The organism is Bradyrhizobium sp. KBS0727 (genome assembly GCF_005937885.2).
In the GTDB taxonomy this organism is placed as follows: domain Bacteria; phylum Pseudomonadota; class Alphaproteobacteria; order Rhizobiales; family Xanthobacteraceae; genus Bradyrhizobium.
In genome coordinates, this window is the sequence record NZ_CP042176.1 from 1,523,311 (window position 1) to 1,539,923 (window position 16,613).

The 16,613-nt window shown below is 59.6% G+C and carries 12 protein-coding genes and 1 pseudogene; 4 read left to right on the forward strand and 9 right to left on the reverse strand.

Going from position 1 to position 16,613, the window contains the following annotated elements; translation table 11 throughout:
* Positions 1-195: 195 nt before the first annotated feature.
* The gene (locus FFI89_RS07050; protein ID WP_168213210.1) at positions 196-5,820 is read left to right on the forward strand and encodes an autotransporter domain-containing protein; all 5,625 of its coding nucleotides are present in this window, start codon (positions 196-198) and stop codon (positions 5,818-5,820) included.
* 70 nt (positions 5,821-5,890) lie between these two features.
* On the opposite strand, the gene FFI89_RS07055 is transcribed toward FFI89_RS07050, so the two are convergent.
* The 4 genes from FFI89_RS07055 to FFI89_RS07070 form a co-directional block, all read right to left on the reverse strand.
* On the reverse strand, positions 5,891-6,094 hold the full coding sequence (locus FFI89_RS07055; protein ID WP_138834161.1) for a hypothetical protein: 204 nt from the start codon (positions 6,092-6,094) through the stop codon (positions 5,891-5,893).
* Between the two features lie 783 nt (positions 6,095-6,877).
* Positions 6,878-7,582: a hypothetical protein gene (locus FFI89_RS35320; protein WP_371722472.1), complete on the reverse strand. Its 705-nt coding sequence runs from the start codon at positions 7,580-7,582 to the stop codon at positions 6,878-6,880.
* Entirely contained in the window at positions 7,579-8,097 is a 519-nt protein-coding gene (locus FFI89_RS35325; RefSeq protein WP_371722473.1) for an ERF family protein, read from the reverse strand. Before FFI89_RS35325 ends, FFI89_RS35320 begins: the two co-directional genes overlap by 4 nt.
* A complete protein-coding gene (locus FFI89_RS07070) occupies positions 8,084-8,890 on the reverse strand; it encodes a YqaJ viral recombinase family protein (RefSeq protein WP_138834163.1) in 807 nt (268 codons plus the stop codon). The genes FFI89_RS35325 and FFI89_RS07070 overlap by 14 nt, the downstream gene beginning before the upstream one ends.
* 209 nt (positions 8,891-9,099) lie before the next feature.
* On the opposite strand from FFI89_RS07070, the gene FFI89_RS07075 reads away from it, so the two are divergent.
* Complete coding sequence (locus tag FFI89_RS07075; protein ID WP_371722474.1) at positions 9,100-9,285, forward strand: transcriptional regulator; 186 nt, start codon at positions 9,100-9,102, stop codon at positions 9,283-9,285.
* Positions 9,286-9,547: 262 nt separating this feature from the next.
* On the opposite strand, the gene FFI89_RS07080 is transcribed toward FFI89_RS07075, so the two are convergent.
* Complete coding sequence (locus tag FFI89_RS07080) at positions 9,548-9,793, reverse strand: hypothetical protein (RefSeq protein ID WP_138834167.1); 246 nt, start codon at positions 9,791-9,793, stop codon at positions 9,548-9,550.
* A gap of 577 nt (positions 9,794-10,370) precedes the next feature.
* On the reverse strand, positions 10,371-10,658 hold the full coding sequence (locus tag FFI89_RS07085) for a DUF5658 family protein (protein WP_246669381.1): 288 nt from the start codon (positions 10,656-10,658) through the stop codon (positions 10,371-10,373).
* A 354-nt stretch (positions 10,659-11,012) separates the two neighbouring features.
* On the opposite strand from FFI89_RS07085, the gene FFI89_RS07090 reads away from it, so the two are divergent.
* Both FFI89_RS07090 and FFI89_RS07095 read left to right on the forward strand, forming a co-directional pair.
* Positions 11,013-12,245, forward strand: a complete 1,233-nt coding sequence (locus FFI89_RS07090; RefSeq protein WP_138834168.1) for a glycosyltransferase family 87 protein — start codon at positions 11,013-11,015, stop codon at positions 12,243-12,245.
* 345 nt (positions 12,246-12,590) lie between these two features.
* Positions 12,591-13,808: a glycosyltransferase family 87 protein gene (locus FFI89_RS07095; RefSeq protein WP_168212814.1), complete on the forward strand. Its 1,218-nt coding sequence runs from the start codon at positions 12,591-12,593 to the stop codon at positions 13,806-13,808.
* Here FFI89_RS07095 and FFI89_RS07100 read toward each other — a convergent pair.
* The 3 genes and pseudogenes from FFI89_RS07100 to FFI89_RS07105 all read right to left on the reverse strand — a co-directional run bounded on the left by FFI89_RS07100 (position 13,763) and on the right by FFI89_RS07105 (position 16,438).
* Complete coding sequence (locus tag FFI89_RS07100) at positions 13,763-15,004, reverse strand: glycosyltransferase family 87 protein (RefSeq protein ID WP_138834172.1); 1,242 nt, start codon at positions 15,002-15,004, stop codon at positions 13,763-13,765. The two genes, FFI89_RS07095 and FFI89_RS07100, sit on opposite strands and share 46 nt — an antisense overlap.
* Positions 15,005-15,285: 281 nt before the next feature.
* Positions 15,286-15,360: pseudogene (locus FFI89_RS34815) on the reverse strand (hypothetical protein); the annotation flags it as partial.
* A gap of 10 nt (positions 15,361-15,370) precedes the next feature.
* Positions 15,371-16,438 (reverse strand): IS3 family transposase, encoded by a 1,068-nt coding sequence (locus FFI89_RS07105; protein ID WP_246669382.1) that lies wholly within the window; start codon positions 16,436-16,438, stop codon positions 15,371-15,373.
* Between the last annotated feature and the right edge of the window lie 175 nt (positions 16,439-16,613).

Below are 16,613 nucleotides of genomic sequence, written 5' to 3' on the forward strand. Positions count from 1 at the left end.
GCTGTGACCGTTGATGGTGCCGGTCTCAATCTGGTCACCACCAAGGTCGGAGGCGGAATTACTTTCATCAACTCTGGGACGGTAAGCGACACCGCTGGTGCTCCAAGCGCTGTGCAACTCGATGGAAGTGGTGGGACGGTTACATATGCCGGTGGAGGTACCATTTCGAGCACGTCCACGGCCAACAGTGGACTCGTGATCAACAACACCACTGGCAATATTTTAGTCAACATGACCGGCGGCCAGATCGGCACCGGTGCTGCGCGGGTGAGCAGGGGGATCGTGGCGACCACGACCAGCGGCAGCATTGATCTCACCAGCTCGCCGATTTTCTCGATCAATGATGGCATCACTGCCGCGGTAACGGCCGGCACCAGTGGCGGGATCACCATCCACGCCGGTAGCATCGATACCTTCAACACCGGCATTGTCTCGAGCATCGTCGGCGGGACCGGCAATACCGCGATTACCCTCAACGGCAACATCGCAAGCGCGGGTGGCGGCGGTATCCGCGCCGCGTCCAGCAGCACCGGAAGCATGAGTGTCGGCGGCACGGGCAACATCAGCACCAGTGCGGGCGGCGGCGCCATCAGCGTGACCAACAGCGCGACCAGCACGAGCGGCGACATCACCATCAATCCGAGCGGGAACCTGACCTCCGCTCCATTCCCGGCCATCCTCGCCCAGATCACCAATGCCGCCAACAACGCCAACATCATCGTGACGCCGACGGGCACGGTGTCGGGCGGCGACACCGGTGGCACCGCAGGCGTGATCACGGCCAGGACCGCCGGCGGCGGCAACGTCACCGTGACCACCGCCAACAACGTCTCCACCGTCATCGGACCTGCGATCTCCACGACGACAACCAGCGGCACCAACACGGTGAACATCACCGGCGGAACCAACAATGCATTTGGTGCCGGCGACAACGTCAGTGCGACAGCAGGAAGTGGCAATGTCGCGGTTCACGTGGCGAATGCCAGTCTTCTTGGAGGCTCCGGCGGCGGCGGTATCGCTGTGACCACGGGCAGCGGCAACATCCTGGTCGATATGACCGCCAGTCAGATCGGTACCGGTGCTGCGCGGGCGGGCATGGGGATCGTGGCGACCACGACCAGCGGCAGCATTGATCTCACCAGCTCGCCGATTTTCTCGATCAATGATGGCATCACTGCCGCGGTAACGGCCGGCACCAGTGGCGGGATCACCATCCACGCCGGTAGCATCGATACCTTCAACACCGGCATTGTCTCGAGCATCGTCGGCGGGACCGGCAATACCGCGATTACCCTCAACGGCAACATCGCAAGCGCGGGTGGCGGCGGTATCCGCGCCGCGTCCAGCAGCACCGGAAGCATGAGTGTCGGCGGCACGGGCAACATCAGCACCAGTGCGGGCGGCGGCGCCATCAGCGTGACCAACAGCGCGACCAGCACGAGCGGCGACATCACCATCAATCCGAGCGGGAACCTGACCTCCGCTCCATTCCCGGCCATCCTCGCCCAGATCACCAATGCCGCCAACAACGCCAACATCATCGTGACGCCGACGGGCACGGTGTCGGGCGGCGACACCGGTGGCACCGCAGGCGTGATCACGGCCAGGACCGCCGGCGGCGGCAACGTCACCGTGACCACCGCCAACAACGTCTCCACCGTCATCGGACCTGCGATCTCCACGACGACAACCAGCGGCACCAACACGGTGAACATCACCGGCGGAACCAACAATGCATTTGGTGCCGGCGACAACGTCAGTGCGACAGCAGGAAGTGGCAATGTCGCGGTTCACGTGGCGAATGCCAGTCTTCTTGGAGGCTCCGGCGGCGGCGGTATCGCTGTGACCACGGGCAGCGGCAACATCCTGGTCGATATGACCGCCAGTCAGATCGGTACCGGTGCTGCGCGGGCGGGCATGGGGATCGTGGCGACCACGACCAGCGGCAGCATTGATCTCACCAGCTCGCCGATTTTCTCGATCAATGATGGCATCACTGCCGCGGTAACGGCCGGCACCAGTGGCGGGATCACCATCCACGCCGGTAGCATCGATACCTTCAACACCGGCATTGTCTCGAGCATCGTCGGCGGGACCGGCAATACCGCGATTACCCTCAACGGCAACATCGCAAGCGCGGGTGGCGGCGGTATCCGCGCCGCGTCCAGCAGCACCGGAAGCATGAGTGTCGGCGGCACGGGCAACATCAGCACCAGTGCGGGCGGCGGCGCCATCAGCGTGACCAACAGCGCGACCAGCACGAGCGGCGACATCACCATCAATCCGAGCGGGAACCTGACCTCCGCTCCATTCCCGGCCATCCTCGCCCAGATCACCAATGCCGCCAACAACGCCAACATCATCGTGACGCCGACGGGCACGGTGTCGGGCGGCGACACCGGTGGCACCGCAGGCGTGATCACGGCCAGGACCGCCGGCGGCGGCAACGTCACCGTGACCACCGCCAACAACGTCTCCACCGTCATCGGACCTGCGATCTCCACGACGACAACCAGCGGCACCAACACGGTGAACATCACCGGTGGAACCAACAATGCATTTGGTGCCGGCGACAACGTCAGTGCGACAGCAGGAAGTGGCAATGTCGCGGTTCACGTGGCGAATGCCAGTCTTCTTGGAGGCTCCGGCGGCGGCGGTATCGCTGTGACCACGGGCAGCGGCAACATCCTGGTCGATATGACCGCCAGTCAGATCGGTACCGGTGCTGCGCGGGCGGGCATGGGGATCGTGGCGACCACGACCAGCGGCAGCATTGATCTCACCAGCTCGCCGATTTTCTCGATCAGTGATGGCATCACTGCCGCGGTAACGGCCGGCACCAGTGGCGGGATCACCATCCACGCCGGTAGCATCGATACCTTCAACACCGGCATTGTCTCGAGCATCGTCGGCGGGACCGGCAATACCGCGATTACCCTCAACGGCAACATCGCAAGCGCGGGTGGCGGCGGTATCCGCGCCGCGTCCAGCAGCACCGGAAGCATGAGTGTCGGCGGCACGGGCAACATCAGCACCAGTGCGGGTGGCGGCGCCATCAGCGTGACCAACAGCGCGACCAGCACGAGCGGCGACATCACCATCAATCCGAGCGGGAACCTGACCTCCGCTCCATTCCCGGCCATCCTCGCCCAGATCACCAATGCCGCCAACAACGCCAACATCATCGTGACGCCGACGGGCACGGTGTCGGGCGGCGACACCGGTGGCACCGCAGGCGTGATCACGGCCAGGACCGCCGGCGGCGGCAACGTCACCGTGACCACCGCCAACAACGTCTCCACCGTCATCGGACCTGCGATCTCCACGACGACAACCAGCGGCACCAACACGGTGAACATCACCGGTGGAATCGTTCAAGCTGCCGTGGGTGGAGAAGCGGTCGATGCTACCTCAGCTTCAGGCAGAATCGTTGTCTCGAATGCCGGTACAATCTTGGGCGGGACCATCGGCGTAGATCTCATCGGTGGCAGCGCAAGTACTGTCAACAACAATGGCACGATAACCAGCGCGATCGGCGTTTCGGCAACCGCGGGCGCCGCGAGCGTGTTCAATGCCGGCACCATCACGGGCACCGGGGGTACTGCGGTTCAGTTCGCTGGCACCGGCAACACGTTGACGATCGCACCGACAAGCGTCATCGGCGGCAACGCGCTCGGCACAGGACAAGATCTGCTCCAGCTTGGTGGATCGGGCACCGGAAGCTTCAACGCTGCCTCGATCGGTCCGGCGGCACAGTATCGAGGTTTTGGCGCCTTCTCCAAGGTCGGTGATTCCACATGGACCCTGTCCGGAAACAATGCGCTGGTGTTGCCGTGGACCGTCCAGCAAGGCTTGTTGAACGTAGCCGGATCGCTCACCAATTCCTCCTTCACGGTGCAGGCGGGCGCGCTGTCGGTCACCGGCACAATCGGTTCGGCCATCGTCAATGGCGGCACCTTCTCGATACTGGCTGCTGGACTAGGCGGCCCCGTCACGGTCAACGGCGGGACGGCCTCGATTGTCGGCGCGATCAATTCGGCCACGGTCAACAACGGAAACTTTTCGGTGCTGGCCGGCGGACTCGGCGGACCCGTCACGGTCAACGGCGGAACTGCTTCGATTGGCGGCACGATCAACATGACCGCTGTCAACGGTGGATTGCTGTCGGTTCTTGCGGGCGGCGTCGCGGGAGCGACCACGGTCAATGGCGGCGTCCTCACCGGCAACGGCACCGTCGGCACGACGCAAATCAACAGCGGTGGCACCTTCGCTCCGGGCACGTCCGGAACGCCGGGGACGTCGTTGACGGTGGCGGGCAATCTCGCCTTCCAGTCCGGCGCAATATATTTGGTGCAGGTCAATCCTTCGACGGCCAGCCTGGCAAATGTCACGGGGACTGCCGCGCTCGCAGGAAATGTGCTCGTTGCTCTTACGCCGGGCAATTATGTCCGAAAGCAGTACGACATTTTACATGCGACGGCGCTGGGCAACACGTTTGCCGGCGCCAGTTCAAACGTGCCGGGCTTTGCCGCCAGCCTCAGCTACACGAATACCGACGTATTCTTGAACCTGAGCGCAGCGCTTGGCGGCTCCGGGCGCGCTGGTGGGTTGAGTGGCAATCAGCAGAACGTCGCCAATGCGATCAACAATTTCTTCAACGGCGGTGGCGCGCTGCCACCCGGGTTCTCCACGTTGTTCGGGCTCAGCGGCGGCAGTCTCGCCAATGCCCTTGGTCAGCTTTCCGGCGAAATCGCGACTACCTCGCAGCAGTCGACCTTCAACGCGATGAACTTGTTCATGGGTTTGATGACCGATCCGTTCATTGCTGGGCGGGGCAACCCGGTTTCGGCCGGCGGCGGCACGACGAGATATGCCGACGAGCAGGGGCTTGGGTATGCCGCCAAGCGCAATCCGAACGACGCGCTGGCCGCGATCTATCGCAAGGCGCCGGTGGCGGCGGATCCGTTTGCGCAACGCTGGAGCGTTTGGGCGGCAGGCTATGGCGGTTCGCAGACCACGAACGGCAATGCGGTGCTGGGCTCGAACAACACCACCAGCAATCTTTATGGCACGGCCGTCGGCGCGGACTACCGGCTGTCTCCGGACACGCTGGCAGGCTTTGCGCTCGCCGGCGGCGGGACCAATTTCAGCGTCGCCAACGGGCTCGGCTCGGGCCGCTCCGACCTGTTCCAAGCCGGCGCGTTCGTCCGGCACACGATGGGTGCGGCCTATCTCTCGGGTGCACTCGCCTATGGTTGGCAGGACATCACTACCAACCGCACACTGACGATTGCGGGCCTCGACCAGCTGCAGGCGAAGTTCAACGCCAACGCATGGTCGGGCCGCGTCGAGGGCGGCTACGGCTTCGTGGCGCCGGGACTGGCGATCGGGCTGACACCCTACGCCGCGGGCCAGTTCACCACCTTCGACCTGCCGGCCTATGCCGAGCAGGCGATATCAGGCGCCAATACCTTTGCTCTGGCCTACGGCGCCAAGAGCGTGACGGCAGCGCGCAGCGAACTCGGCCTGCGCACGGACAAGTCGTTTGCGATGGCAGACGGCGTGTTCACGCTGCGCGGCCGCGCGGCCTGGGCACATGATTACAATCCCGACCGCAGCATTGGCGCCACCTTCCAGACACTGCCGGGCGCATCCTTTGTGGTCAACGGCGCAAGGCAGGCGAGCGATGCCGTGCTGCTGACAGCTTCCGCCGAAAAGAAATGGCTGAACGGCTGGTCGGCAGCCGGGACGTTCGAGGGCGAATTCTCCAGCGTCACTACCAGCTATGCTGGCAAGGGCGTGGTGCGGTATTCGTGGTAAGATCACCAATCCCCGGGTAGGAACCGAAGCCGCTTCGTGGCTTGGACAATGTCCGTTGATTGGATGCCGGTTAGATCGGAGCGATCTGCGGACGGCCAAAACGCGGCCGCGCACCAACCCATAGCTCGCGCGCGATGCCTAACGGCTCGATACCCATTTTCGACCACCCATCATTTTCCTTGCCGGCGCGGTGCAGTTCGCGGTGATGTGCTCGGCAGAGCGGGACCGTAAATTCGTCGCTGACCTTTTGCCCATGGTTCAGATCGCCCATCATCTGGCGATGCTGCTCGCTAGACTAGCCTTTATGCGCGTGTTGTGTGAAGACGTCGGCGCGCAGCACCCCCCGCCCTGGGATCGTTTTGGCGCCCTCTGAGGAAACGAAAAACGGGGCGCACCAAAGCGCGGACCCACTGAGCGGCTGCGTCAGAAAGTGTCACTCCCCACAACGACCGGTTCCCGATGAAACAGGAACGAAACCATTTTTGATCTGCAATGAAGTTTTGCGGAAGTGAAAGGCAAGTAGCTTAGTGACACGGGATGCGCACCATTTTGAGATGGAGCCTTACCATGACTGGGAAACAGAACATTAACTGGCTTAACGTGGCGGGTGTTGCGTCGGTGGCCGCGATGGGACTGGCCCTCGTGATGCTTGTGGCCTCCTAATCTAGGCGACACCTGAACGGGTCATTGAATCCGCTTCGGATTTCGCAATGGACACGCGCCCACCCTCGATGCTGCAAGCTTCGGCTGCGTAAGACCACGGTAGCGCGACCAAGCCCGATGGGTGTCGCTTCGGTTCAGTATCAGCCTGTGCGTAAAGCGTAGCTCACCGCGAGACCTCAGAGCGTTACGTCGTGACGTCGTTCAGGCGCTCTGCGATGATGTCGAGAAAATCCTGCGATTCGGTTTTATTCGGTATGGGGCCGGCATCGGCGCCAAATGACAGCCACGCATTCCAAGGGTTCGAACCGTAAACCGTGACCTTCAACCCGCGCGTCGGGCAGTTTTGCTGCCCGATAGTGCTGACGTATCAACTGATTCCATAGCCGGTATTTTTTCATTTAGACGGGCTTCGCGAAGCGCGGAAAGAGTGAGCCGAAGGCATTTCTGAGCGATTGCTTGCGTCGACCGGAAAGACTAGCGGCTGCTCCGAAAGGCTTGGTAGGGGATGAGTGCCAAGCCATAGATCGCGCGCGCTCCCTAAGGGGTCGATAGCCATCTTAGACCACCAGTCCCGTTCCTTGCCGGCGCGGTGAAGTTCGCGATGATGCGCCCGGCAAAGCGGGACCGTGAATTCGTCGCTGACCTTCTGTCCAAGCCCGCGGGCTTGCGCAAATCGCAGATGGTGCGGATCGCAGGGTTCGCGGCCGCAGACGAGGCAGGGCTGCTTGGCCACGAACCGCAGGTGCTGCTTGTCCCGAAGCCGCTTGGTCTCAGGCAGGGCGAGCACGCTCTTGTCGATGCGACCCCGGGGTTCTTCATGGGCGGTCGGCATCGGGTCCGGTTCGGTAGGCGAGGGGGCGCCATCAGCAGAGACCGCCTGGAAGCTGATGAGCCGGATCTGAAAGGCCGCTCGGACCTTTTCTCCATCTGTCGGCGCCAGGCTGTTTGCCCTGGGCCAGGCCTTCAGCGTCCAAGCATCCAGTTCGTCTTCAGATCCAAGCCCACCCAGTTCGGCCAGCAGCTGATCCCGCAGGATCGCCGAGGCTTCGGGCTGGGCGGCACCGTTGGAGCCTTTGCGGGGCCGCTGGAATGTTTTCACGCCAGTTGGCGGGCTTTTTGACCATTCGAGGTGGAATTCCTGGCCGGCGGGTCATTCTGCGGGCTTGACGGGGCCGCCGTTTGCGGGACGAGGTCGGGCGCATCGAGATCGTCCGCGCCGGCGATGCCGACCAAGGTGAACAGGGCGTAGCGCCGGGCATAGGTGAGGGCAGCGCCCATCCGGTGGGGGGCTCCCGTCTCAGAGACCGGGCATACCGGCCAATCCGACGACACCCATTCTCCGGACGAATGGGCGAGCGTCGTAGTCAGGCGGATCAGCCCGGCCGCCTCATCAATCGAGGTGGTCTGGACGGTCGCAATCTCGTGTCGGCCAAGGCTTTTGCGTACCAGATCGAGCCCACAGGCGAGCGAGGCGTAGCGGAAGCTGCGGTCAGCTTCCCGCGGGAAGGGCGAGATGATCGTGGCGGTCAGCGATTTCTCGGGATTGGCGAGTTCAATCTGGGCCTTTGCCAGGGCGCCCGCGATCGCGCCGATGGTCTCGCTAGAGTGCTGCATGACCGGCCTCCGTTTGCATGAGGTCGAAACTAATCGCCCCCGATTTCGAGCGCTTGGCGCGAATGCCGTGTCCTGCCGCCTCCTTGGCATCCTCTGGCATCAGCTTCTTGAGCTCGACCTTGGCGGCTTCATGATTGAGGAAGGCTCCGCGGGTCTGGCAAAACACGCCGGCGAATTCGGCCCAGGAGTTGGATGAGGTCATGTCGACGGTCCGGACCGCTTCGATCTTTGGCCGCGGCGGCTCGACGCCAAAGAGGTGAGGGGTCTCGCCGGTTTCGACACAGCGCCAGAACTTCTTCTCGGCCGTCAGCAGGAGGTGCTGGTAGAGTGGATCGGCCGGAATGGTCATCTCGACCCATTTGCCACCGCCGGTGATGATCGACAGCACCGCCGTCCGGCATGCCGTGACCCACATGTTGTGCTGCAGCTGGGCCATGTGCTTTTCGGCGGCGCCTTCCTCCGAGAATGACCAGGGTAGCATGAACTTGGCTTCGAACACCGCGCCGGTCCCTTCGATCATGCCATCCAGTGTCGCCGCCATCCAGCGCTTGACGGGGTGAAACACCCGGCGCTGCACCTCGGTGATGACTTGGCCGGTATTCTTCTGGTACCAGTGCCGGTTGAGGTGCTCGGTCACGGTGCCAAGCTGGACAATCAGGTTTGCCGAAAGATCCTCAGGCTCGACCTCGCCGCGCTTTTCGCGCCAAAGACGGAGCAGGGCGGTTTCGTCGTCGCCCATGATAATCCGTGCGTCCGAGCCGCCGATAAAGGAGCGTCGATCTGATTGAGCCATTGCAATCTCCCTGTTTCGAGGACGTCCCTCCGTGTTAATTCCAACACGATGGCGCCTTTTGAGTCGCCTGAACGTAAATTGATAGAAATTCTATTAATACGGCGAGGGTTGGCCGTCAATAGAAATTCTATCAAACGAAGAGAGCAATTTTGGTAACGACGAGGCAAATTAAGGCGGCAAGAGCGCTACTCGCTTGGTCCCAGGCTGACTTGGCAGATCGCTCAGGGATATCTGAGCCAACAGTTGCCCGGCTGGAATCGGCGGATGGCGAACTCGGTGGCCGGGAAGAAACCGCGCAAAAATTGCGCACAGCAATCGAAGCCGCCGGCGTCGAGTTCATCGACGAGAACGGCGGTGGTCGAGGAGTGCGGTTAAGGAAGCCGAACCGTAAGTAAACTGCAGGCCACGACTGGTTGGCCAGATTGCAGAGGTGAGGGCGATGACCCTCGCCTGAGACGCAGCGCACGTAAACGGCTCAAAGCACCCACCATCAGCGCTGCTGCTTCAGGTGCTTTGAGACTGCGGCTGCGAAATCATACCGTTCCGCATCGGACGAGAACGCAGACGACGGAATGATCAGTCCATTCTCGTCCCACAACAGGTAGGCATAACGGGCGGCAATTCCAGTGTCGCGCCAAGAGCGGTTTGTAGTTTGTCTTATTCTGACTTTTTGCCGACTATCCACCACACGATGGGCCAGCCCACTACAAAAGATGACGCGGCAGTTCCGACAATTCTTCCGACGAGGGTACTTAAATCCAAATCCTGATTAAAAAAATAGGGTTGTCTATCATAAAAGATAAACACAAGAATGACGCTGAGTGCGCAGCAAAGGGCAACCAACAACCGGTAGACCTGTCCTTCTAGATAAGTCAGACGCGCGTTGAGTTTGTCGTATTCCACTGTCCCTCCCTCGAAAAATAAGCCCTGCGCTCTACGGAAGCGCCAGTTAGGTTACCAGCAAGTTCCGATGCCGAAAAGACATTCGGGAAAATCGGTGGTATTACCGTAAAACGGCCTCAGCGAGCGTCGGGGACCGCTATATCCATTACGGCCCACGGAGCAGCGAGCAGCGGGTCCATCCACTGAATTGAATGATTGCGTCGGCAACGGCAGGCCGGCGCCATGCATGGCTATTTCAAAGTTATCCAGGCGCGCTGCCGGCGGTGCTCGGTGAAGTCAACTTCTGTACATTGCGGGTGCTAATCTTCTCATCCGGCCGCGGTGTTTCAGCGGACGGAAGGCAACGTCCAATCGCCATTGCTCAGCGCTAACCGGCAAGCCGGATTGGGCGGCTATTGTGCGTACTTGTACCTCACGGTAAAACGTACTTGCACGTCACGGTAAAAGGTGTGCGAACAGTCGAAGCGTTCCGGGTGGGGGCGGCTGGCGACGTTAGGCGCGCTCTCGAAGCGCCATGCGCGGCGCTCCGCAAATTATCAATCCCTCGTTGCCGCATTTCCAGGCTGCGACGATTTGTTCAGTTGATTCCCGCGATGACGACCAGGTTGTTCAGCACGGGCGTACAGCAAAAAGCAACCACAAGAGCGATATTGTAAAGATTGTTGCTACGCCAAAGCAATAGCATCACGACAAACGTTAACCCTAGCTTGGGAATAAGCCACCATTCACCGAGCGATGTCTGAGCCAGCGACATGAAGGGGTTCAACTCGCCCAAGCCGTGATTCAGGATCACATTAGTGGTCAAGAGGTCAGCGCACCCCAATATTATAGTTGAGAGCAACAGCAGCGCCTTTACCCAACTCATCCATCAGACTCCTGGTGCCGAAAATGCCGGACTTGGCCTAAATGCCTACGCCTTTCTAGAACCACAGAACTAATTTATGATTAATTCAAAGCGCCGCAATAAGTTCCCACTGCGGATGCCGCTACAATAGCCCTGCCACCATCGATCAAGGATTGCAAAAGCTCACGATCGACAAATACTTAAAGGCCCAGAGGATTCCAAAGCTTCGCTCCCATCGTTCCCAAAGAGCAAAACCAAAGCCGGCCAGCTGGGCGATGCTCCCGTCGACGCAGCGCTATCTGAAATGCGAGTCTTCACAGGCCGCTTGTGCGCTCGCCAAAGTTGCGGAAGGATGACCTTTTCGGAGTATTGGCGATGACAACGTCGGTCCAGGCACCCGCTTCCGTATTTGGGAGGGTTTATGCCGTATTTACCGGATTGGCTGCGGCTATCTTGTTCGCCATCGTCGCACTGGACCTCAAACTATCGGTGGCTCAGTCGTTTCCAACTTTCGTCCTTTATCCGAGCGGCGACCCGGTCGGCCGAGATTTTTTTAACACCTGGATGGGCGGCCGCTCGGCGTTTTCGGGCGGTCCCGCGGCCTGGTTTGATTCCAACGACTACATGGATGCGGTGCTGAAGGTAACCAACCTTCCAACTTTTGAGAAGATGTATTGGTCATATCCTCCGCATATTCTGTTTTTTATTTGGCCGTTTGGCTTGCTCGAGTTTTTGCCGTCATACATGGTGTGGTGCGTCGTGGGGCTCACGCTCTATGTGTGGACGGCAATCGCGAGCGGCGTCGACCGAAAATACTGGTTATTTCTCGCGGTTGCGCCTGCTGTCGTTGTGAACGTATTCTTCGGCCACAATGGATTTTTGACGGCTGCGCTTTTGATTGGCGGACTGGCAAATCTCGATCGGCGACCGATCATCGCTGGAATCTTGTTCGGTATCCTAACTGTCAAGCCGCAATTAGGTCTCCTGCTTCCGGTCTTGTTGGTACTGCACGGACACTGGCGTGTCATTAGCTCAGCGGTCGCTACAACGGTGTTGCTCGTCGCGGCGACTGGAATATGGTTCGGGCCGGAAATCTGGACACAGTATTACCACAAGGTAGTACCGCAACAGCATGACTTGATCTACGCCGCTGGTGACATGGGCTGGCCGATCGTTGCCTCAGCCTTTGTCAACGCTCGACTTATCGGCCTACCGAACAATTGCGCCTGGGCAGTCCAGTGGGTGGTGTCAGCCTGCGCTTTTGGAGCGGTTGTTTGGACGTTCTGGCGCCAGCGAGATCCGGTGCTCTCACAAGCGCTGTTGGTCACCGCGACTTTCCTGTTTTCACCCTGGATAATGAACTACGACATGGTCGTGTTCGGATGGATTCTTGCGCTGTTGCGCCAGCGCGGCAACGAAACCTTTGTGGATCAGTGTCTTTCGCTGGCGCTATGGATGTTGCCCATTCTGATGGTGCTATTGGGCGGCTTCGCGCATATTCCCGGTGCGCTGCTCATCCTGCCGCTGTTCGCGGCTCGTCTCCTGTGGCGGCTGGCCCACCGTACATCCGAGCGAGAGTCACCATCGGCGGCGATGGTTACAACGTAATGGCGAGCATGCGCGTTATAACGCGATATGCCGGCCGGGACTACAGTGGCCGGGATGCTGACTTATGCCAGGGAGCGCGGCATTGTGCGAGCACTACACCGCTATGACGTGCGCGTATTATTCAAACCGTCATCTCACACGTATTCGCTTAGAGTCCGACTGCGGCCGCGGTGGGCGCCGACAGGTGCATCCACCATTGTCTCGAACGCCTTGATTCCGGTAAACAGGGGGAAGGGAAAGTATGCTTGCGGAAGTGCGCCGGTGGTGGTGGTGCGCGAGCCTGAGTTAAAGTGGCCGGTTAGCTCAGAGTTTTGTCGTAGTGATGAGGTCCCTTTGGGGGGAAAGATGTCGCCTTTGTCGATAGTGAGCTTGGGAGCATGGCTGACCGCAAAGCGCATTAAGTTGTACCCAACGATATTTTTGACGATCAGCTCTTTCCTGTCGGTGGCCTACGTTCTGACAGTTCATGGTAACCTTGACATTCGCGGTGAGCCGATTGGAACGGATTTTTCGAGCTTTTGGGCCGCCTCTGGCTTAGTTCTCTCCGGAAACGCGGGCTACGTATATGATCCGGTCAAGCATTACGCGGCCCAAGAGGCTTTCTTCGGAAAAGGCGTACAATACTACGCTTGGTTTTATCCACCTCCTGCACTTTTGATCATCGCTCCCCTCGGTCTTTTACCTTACCTAATTTCTCTATTTATTTGGCTTGCTGCAACCGGAGCGGCTTACATTGCGACCGTATGGAGGTTCATCCAACGATCCGATGCTATTGTGCCGATACTGTGCTTCCCCGCCGTTCTGATAAACATCATTCACGGCCAGAACGCTTTTCTATCGACATCGATAGTTGGAACCGGCCTGCTCATGTCGGATCGATACCCGGTAGCCGCTGGCATGGTGCTTGGCACATTATGCTTCAAACCCCAACTTGCACCGATGCTGGCTGTTGCGGTCCTAGCACGGGCAAACTGGAAGATGGCGCTCGGCGCAGCATTTTCCGTCTGCTCTTTCGCAACTGCGGCGACACAAATTTTCGGGCTCGAGATATGGCGTCAGTTTTGGTCAGACGTCCCGCTATCCCGGATATGGCTAGAAGAGGGGATAGCAGGCTTTGCTAAAATGCAAAGCGCATTCTCGGCCGTAAGGCTCATCGGGGGCGGAATTGGTCTCGCCTACTCAATTCAAGCAATCGTTACAATTTCGGCGGCCATATTACTATGGATGATTTGGCGCAGCCACGCATCGCTGCGCCTACGCGCAGGAGCGACAGGTGCCGCAATATTACTGGGCACGCCATTCATACTTGACTACGATTTTGTCCTCTTGTCCTTGCCGGTTGCGGCTTTGGCAGCCCAAGGCCTCGAGGAGGGCTTTAGGCCATGGGAGAAGTCGGCCCTCGCTTGCGCCTGGGTTTTGCCGTTGATAGCTCGACCCGCTGGCTTTGCATCCGTGCCGTTAAGCCCGGAAGTCGTCTTGTTTTTGTTACTATTGATTTGGAAGCGATCAACTACGCCTCACAAAGATGTCCCGCCGGTGGAGATTCCGGAACCGAGGCTTTGATCATATGGCTCACGCCGCCACCACGAACCAGCACGAGCAAGGATCAGGATCGAAACGATTAAGGTGGCTCCGAGTCCCGTCGGGGTCTCCGTGAGAAAAGCGACAACGAGCACAACCGCGCTGGCTAGAGCAGGAAGTTCATAGCTACGGAAGCCGCTACTCAATCCTATGCGAAATAGGAACGCGATCGGAATAGCGAGCACAACCATGTCGTAGATGTATACGTACGGTGTGGCCAATAACGTCCCTGCAGATAGGGCGGCACCCTTCAACGTATAAGGTGCGCGGCTTCGCCATATCATCACTAGAACCACCGTAGTGCCCACGACAAGGACAAACTGGAGGGCCCAGGCCAGCTGTTCGGTGCCGCCAAAATGACGCACCAGAGAGTAGAGACTCATCAATTTCCACCAACTAGACTTACCCTCAGTCAAGATCATATACGAGGAGTGCGGGAGCCAATGGAAAAACGCGAGCCAGCTCGCAGTGCCAAAGACGAATGCCGAAACGACGAACATGGCGATTGTGGTCACGGTGGCGCTAATGAACACGCGCCAATGCCTGCCCGCAATCAGCACAATGGGAAACAGCAACCCGAATTGTGGCTTGTAAGTTAATAACCCAAGACAGATGCCTGCGAGTACCGGGCGCACCGGAATTAGATAGAGCGTGCCGCCAATCAGCGCGGCGGTCAAAAACCCGGTCTGTCCGACCAGCGCATTGAAAAAAAACATCGGTACCGCCAGCGCGAGCAGTACGCCGAAGTTGTTACCAACGATTGCCCGCATGACGGCAACATAAGGCACCAAACTGGCAACAACCCAGCCGAAATACGCTGCACCATAGGGTAACAGCGCCATTAGTGATGCGACGAAGAGGAACGGCGGCGGGTAGTGCCAAGGAAAATTGCGGGCAAAATTCTGTCCAAGCGCCGCGACCTCTATTTGCCTGTGAATTTCCCAATCAAAAGCTTGGGCCGCCAAGCCATCGAGCGCGAGGCGCCCGGCGGCCCAAAAGCTGACGAAATCCACCGGAATGCCGAAGCCGTTGTGATCGTAAATCCAGAGCCGCAAAAGGTAAGCTATCAGGCAAACCGTCAGGTTCGTGGCGCACAGCACAAAAAGCAACGTCTGGAGGAACGCGGGGATCTTGGTTTGGACCGAGGCGATTTCGCGGGTGGGACGGGAGGCGGCCATTCCGTATCCTCGTTCAGAAGCACTCCCTGCGGAAGTGCGCGCTCTAGATGCAATAAGATGGGCAGAAAGAAGTGTCCAGAAATCTTAGTTTCAACCTCGCACTGCGCAGTCTGCAATTGTGTTAACGGCACGATCGGTTCTTTGGTGAGTTCGTTGAAGTCCGCGGATCGTGTTATGGGTGGCAGCTCGATCGCAATAGGCGCAAACTGAGATGGCAAAGGTCGGCGCGATCAGCGCTCTGTAGGTCGGCATGAGCTGCACCCGGTTCTGTTGACGCCCGCTTAAGCTAATCGAGCCTGCCGCTCGAACTCCATAGGGCTCAAATATCCGATCGTCGAGTGCCGGCGTTTCGGATTGTCGAAGCGCTCAGTATAATCGAAGACGTCGGCCTTGGCGTCGTCCTTCGTCCGCTACATTTTGCGCGCAGTCCGCTCGGTCTTCAATGACGAGAAGAAGCTTTCCATCGCCGCGTTGTCCCAGACATTGCCTGACCTGCTCATCGAGCAGACGACGCCGTGATCTGCCATCAACCGCTGAAACTGCTCGCTGGTGTATTGGGCTGCCACGATCGGAATGATGCAGCAGCGCGTCCGGCTTGCCCCGTCGCCAGATCGCCATCACCAGGGCGTCGGTGACGAGCTGGGCCGTCATCGCTGCGTTCATCGACCAGCCAACCACACGGCGGGAGAAGAGATCGACGACGGCGGCCACATAGAGCCAGCCCTCCGCTATCCACACGTAGGTGAAGTCAGCGATCCATTTGCGGTTGGGAGCGGACGCTTCGAAGCTGCGGTCGAGCACGTTGGGAGCGACGGCGGCGACCTGCCGCTCACCCAGATCGGGCGGCAGTCGACGCCGTCGCGGGCGCGCTTTAAGGGCTTGCTGCCGCATCAATCGTTCGATCCGGTGCAGACCACACCTTACCCCTTCGGCGAGCAGATCGTGCCAGACACGCCTGGCCCCGTAGGTTCGATCGCTCGCCAGAGAGCTGGCACGAACCTTCGCGCCAACGTCCTCATCGCTCCGGCTGCGTTGATTGCGCGGCCGTGTCAGCCACGCATAAAAACCACCCCGCGAGACACCGAGCGCTCCGCATAACCATTCCGCCGGCCAGAACCCCGGTGCTTCGCAACGAAACCGAACTTCATGTCGATTCCTTCGCGAAGTAGGCCCCGGCTTTTTTAGAATGTCCCGTTCGGCCTTCAGCCTGAGCACCTCGCGCTTGAGCTGCGCGATCTCCAACTGCTCCGGCTTCATCTGACCATGGCCGGGGAACGCATGCTGCGGATCGTCCGCAAGCTGCTTCACCCAATTGCGCAATTGCGTCGGATGAACACCAAGGTCTTTCGACGCCTGCGCATACGACACGCCCCGCTGCTTGATCAGCCGGACAGCCTCAAGCTTGAACTCCCGCGTAAACTGCCTTCTCTCCATGACGCACCTCCTGTTCCATAAAACACCTAACTCGGGGTCTTCGGAACCGGGTGCAGCTCAGCAGCGACCACGTCCAGGCGCCGTTTTGAAAACGGCGATGAGCCATCGCTCTCACTACAGCTATCGTTGACGCTGAGAATATTAATCAGCTTGAGTGCTTCACGTTGCGTCTGCG